This window comes from Fervidobacterium sp. (assembly GCF_059913585.1).
This window is the reverse complement of sequence record NZ_DBOLZL010000008.1, coordinates 1-4,833: the sequence shown is the minus strand read 5'-3', so window position 1 is coordinate 4,833 and position 4,833 is coordinate 1. Positions and strand designations below refer to the sequence as shown.

4 protein-coding genes are annotated in these 4,833 nt (G+C 37.6%); all 4 read right to left on the bottom strand.

The window, feature by feature from the left end:
- The coding region (locus tag AC3M61_RS01760; RefSeq protein ID WP_500779228.1) for an ATP-binding protein at positions 1-1,370 on the bottom strand (1,370 nt) is incomplete at its 3' end.
- 545 nt (positions 1,371-1,915) lie between these two features.
- Complete coding sequence (locus tag AC3M61_RS01755) at positions 1,916-2,230, bottom strand: helix-turn-helix domain-containing protein (protein ID WP_500779227.1); 315 nt, start codon at positions 2,228-2,230, stop codon at positions 1,916-1,918.
- 31 nt (positions 2,231-2,261) lie between these two features.
- A complete protein-coding gene (locus tag AC3M61_RS01750) occupies positions 2,262-2,732 on the bottom strand; it encodes a type II toxin-antitoxin system RelE/ParE family toxin (protein WP_500779226.1) in 471 nt (156 codons plus the stop codon).
- A gap of 173 nt (positions 2,733-2,905) precedes the next feature.
- The coding region (locus AC3M61_RS01745) for a S9 family peptidase (protein ID WP_500779225.1) at positions 2,906-4,833 on the bottom strand (1,928 nt) is incomplete at its 5' end.

Genomic DNA, 4,833 nt, shown 5'->3' with positions numbered 1-4,833 from the left:
CCAAAGAACAACCATGCAGGAATCCCGATAATACCTTCATCTTTGAATGATGTTTCTTGTGTAACAATAATACCTTTACCAAAGACTTTCTTCATTCCTAGATAATCTGATTTACTGATGTTTTTCTGATATTTGACTTCTATCGGTATCAACTTTCCGTCACGTTCACAAACAAAGTCAATTTCGTTTCCCCTTTCGGAGTACCAGAAGTAAGGTCCTTCGTAGAGATTCAAACCTGATGAAACGTTCTCATCTTTTAGAATATGCCTCAAAACCATAAGCTCAATAAGTTGCGGTAAGCCTAATGTTTTTCCACTAAGTTGAGTAATAACATCGGCGATAATTTTATCGATTGGATAAACCTTCTTTTCTTTCTTTGGTTTTATACACTTCATCGATGGGTCTATGAAGAAGACGTTGAATGTTATAAAACTATAAGCAAGGTATTCCATGTACTTTTGTATTGTATCTACGCTTCCAATACCGCCTGAGAAAATATCAACTAGTGAGTTCCACGAAAACCTCTGTCCCACTATCTCTGGGAGTTTCCTCAGAATTTCCAGCACCTTTGTTCTTGAACCTATGTACTTTTCAGCATCACCAAGCACAAAATCTTTGTAAATATTTATGCTCTCCTGCACAGTTCCTTTTTCCAGAAACTCACCTATAACCCTCGGAAATCCACCTGTACTAAGGTATCTGAAGAAATGTTCCTTGATAAACCCGTATTCCAACCTAAGTTTGTTGATTTCATCTTCGGTTAGTGAAAGGATATCTGACAAAGAAAGTTTTTCAACTCTTATGCCTATGTTCTCTAAATACTCGTTGAATGTTATCGGCATGTATACAAGGTCCTTCCCTTGCCCCTTTCTGCCTGGCAGTTTCTCACTCGAATGCTTTAGGTCGTAAGCGGACGAACCTGTAAGAATTACTACACTTTTATCAAACATCCCCAAATCTGCCAGATATTTAATCGTTAGTTGCCAGTCTTTTATAACGGTAACTTCATCTACAAGTATGTAATTCAGCTGATTCGACTTTGAACCATAAGTCTGAAGATAGATCGTAAGCATATCACCGAGCTCGAATCGGTCTTTTATCCCATCACAGGTCAAAAAGATTAAATTTGTGGGTTTTACACCGCTTTCCAAAAGATTCTTAATATACATCTTCAAAAATGTTGTCTTTCCTATTTGTCTTGGTCCACGAATTGTGTAAATTCCAGGTCTATCTTTTTGAATGCTCAAGAAAAGTTTTTCAGGGTAGTGTTTGAAAACACTGTGTTGAAAAGCCACGATATACCTATCTGTATAGATTGATTTAGGCTCTCTCCACCACGGATTCAAAACATATAGTTCATCAATCCTCATATTTCCCACCTCTTGTATTTACTGTTCTGCCTGAGAATATTATATCACACACTGTTGGAAATTATCGACTATATTCGATAAAAACGCACGAATTTATCGAATATGTTCGACAAAATACGACAGTTTTTGCAATATAGACAAAAAACTTCTTTTGGATTAAACCAAAAGGAAGAAGAAAGAAGAATACAAAGAAAAGATAAAAGATTAAAAGCGAAAAAAACATGGCTCCGTCATTACCGAAGCCATGCTGAGTGAGAAGGGTTTTTTATATTTTATATCGCTTTCGTGGACAAGTCCGTTCGGGGGTAGCTTTTTATATGTTTTCATCTTTGGTGTAAGTCCAGAACCACTTATTCTAACATGCATTCCTTATTTTTCTACGGATTAACCTGTTGTATTTTATTAAAAAGCGAAAGCTAAAGAATTTACTTTTGCCATGATTTCAAATCAAATAATGGCAATACCATGGGAGGATATGTTATTTGTGAAGTAACGGAAGCGATAAAAGCCCTTGCAATCAACAACAAGTTAGCTACGCCATTTACTCAATTCTCGTAGCTTTCAAAGTTATCATCCTGCTGTGGGATTAAGTTCAGCGTAACATACAAACTACCACCAAGTTTTGCTGCAATTTCTGCAAGTTTCTTGACTGAAATGTTACTATCACCTGATTCAAGTTTAGATACCATTGCCTGTGTTACTCCTAACCTTTCTGCCAGTTGTTTCTGGGTTAACCGATGTTTCTTTCTGTATGCCAGCAATTCTCCAGCAACATGGGCTAACACACTAATGTATTGACTGTCTTCTTTGTTAGGTTCATGTCCTAATTCTTTTAGCAAATCGAACATATTGTTAGACATAGCTTTTTACCTCCTTCGTATTCCTTGTTAGCTAACAATTATTCTTTAATCTCCCTTCTGCAATTTTAATGTATCTACTATAATCCTTTTTCGTACTTTTTTCATAAAAAATGGTCAAAAACACAATTTTGTTAGTATCGCAGAATGTTAGTAATATACGCAAGTTGGGATTTCTCAGTAATCTAAGCTCATAAATATTACTTGTACTCTTGACTTTTTCAAACGCCTTTTCCGTGGGTAGTACCTTCGGACCTTGCTCTGCCAACAGCCGAGTATAAAACTCTAACTTCTCCATGATTTTTGAACGTTTGTCTCGATGGTCTATAATTAAATCATATAACTCTTCTCTAAATGCCTTATCGTAGAATACCTCGTATTTATAGGGGTAAAACAAACTAATTAACACTAACAGATTATCCGCACAAATACCAAAAATAGAAACATATAGTACAACTGAGAAGAATGCCTTTGATATTCGAATTCTTTGAAAACTATTCATCATCTAAATACCGTTCTCCCAGTTTGTATTATAGCATCAAATTATGCAAATTTGGGATGGAAAATTTTGAACATCAATTGATATAAACGCACCGTAAATCATCTTTGATGAAGAAGCCGCCCAAAAGTTAAATGAAACTGTGATACGAATAAGGGGACAAAACGTCCCCTCGTTGTTTATTCATTGGCTTTGAGGTATTTATCAAACCACTCAAGAATCTCTTTGAGTCTTCTCAATCTGTGCAGTGGTTTTCCTGTTCTGCTTAAATCGTGGTTCTCACCTTTGAATATCACCAACTTTGACTCCACTCCGTGGTATTTCAACGATGTGAACATTTGGATAGCCTCTACAAGCCAGCATCTGTAGTCTTCATCTGAATGGATGAAAAGTGTCGGGGTTTTTACTTTATCCGCATATTTCATTGGCGAATGCCACCATAGTTTTTCGTGGTCACTCCATGGAGTTGCAAGGTGCTGGTCTTCGACAAAGAAATACCCAATGTCTGTTGTTCCAAACTTGCTTATCCAATTTGCGATGCTTCTTTGCGATACTGCCGCTCTGAATCTATCCGTGTGTCCAATTATCCAGTTGGTCATGAACCCTCCATACGAACCACCCGTAACCCCTATTTTGTCTTCGTCTACGAACTCATATCTTTTGACTACCTCATCCACAAATTGCATTATATCCTCATAGTCAACAGTTCCGTATTTACCACGTATATCTGCAAATTCATTTCCTCTACCATCACTACCTCTTGGGTTACAGTAAATAACTACATATCCTTCACTTGCCAATAGTTGCATTTCGTGAACAAAGACTTCCCCGTAAGCCGTCTTTGGTCCTCCGTGGATTTCCAAAATCGTGGGGAATTTCTTGCCTGGCTCGAAGTTGAAAGGTTTCATAACCCAGCCTTCGAGGGTTGTTCCATCTTTCGTGTTGAATGTGAAGCGTTCCGGTCTTGAGATATACCTTTCTTTCTGTACCCACTCGTTAAATTGGCTTAGTTGCTTTTCTTGCTTTCCAATAAGTTCGTAAAGCTCTTGGAGTTTCATATTCCTCAACCCAACAAAGAATATCTTTCCATTCAACACATCAAACCCATCAACCGAACCTGTTTCATATGTGAGTTGTTCGATGTTTCCGGAAATGTCAAGTCTAAACAACTGAGAATCATGCCATTGAGTGCTCACAAAATACAAGTATTTTCCATCGACCTTAACAATTCTGTTTCTGCCATATCTGCAGTCGCTATTAACACTGTTGCCTATATCTAAGTCAAAATCGGGCGTGATTAACTCTACTTGTTTGCTGGATAAATCAAGGACGTAAAATTTCGGATTTTCGTTTATACCATATCTTTTCATATCACTTCCAGCAAAAATTACTTTTCCATCAACGAACTCGGCAAGTGTGTACATGAAGTGGTCGTGGTGGGTAAGCTTTATTGTTTCGTTCTTTTCCACATCGTAGAGGAATAAATCGTTGGGCATTTTCATAACGTCTTTGAAGAAATTTGCGATGTATAGGACTGTTTTTCCATCTGGACTATCAGATATATATTCCACGTTGGAAAATTCATCTGTGACAGGTGTGATTTCTTGGGTTTGAATATTGTATCTGAAAAGCCTTGTCCTCTTTTTGTTAGTGAATCCCGCACCGTTTGCCCAGAATGGGATTTCGTCAAGAACTTCATAGTCTTTTTCATCTTTTAATGCCTTGAGCAATTTTTCTTTTTCCTCGGCACTCAATTTCCAAAACTCTCCCAACCTGTGGTCATATACAGCAGTGAATAAAAACACACTATCGTTTATCTTCTTAATCCGTTCAGCAAAGAAAGGTAACTCAAAAACTCGTTTTGCTTCTCCGCCAGAGGTGTTTATCTCGTAAAACGGGGTCAGTGGTTCACCATTTTCTTTTCGCTTTCTGTCCTTTTCTTCTCGCCAAGAAACAAAAAGCAACCTCGAATCATCCAACCAAATTGGAGAGTTATCCCGATTTGATGAGGTAAGTTGCGATAGAGACCCTGTGGTGGTGTTATAAAGCCATATGTTGGAATTGTAACCATTTTCATCTTTGTTCATCTCATGGACAACGAAAGCCA

Coding starts and splice junctions, on each gene's coding strand:
- AC3M61_RS01755 (WP_500779227.1), bottom strand. CDS start 2,230: ATGTCTAACAATATGTTCGATTTGCTAAAAGAATTAGGACATGAACCT.
- AC3M61_RS01750 (WP_500779226.1), bottom strand. CDS start 2,732: ATGATGAATAGTTTTCAAAGAATTCGAATATCAAAGGCATTCTTCTCA.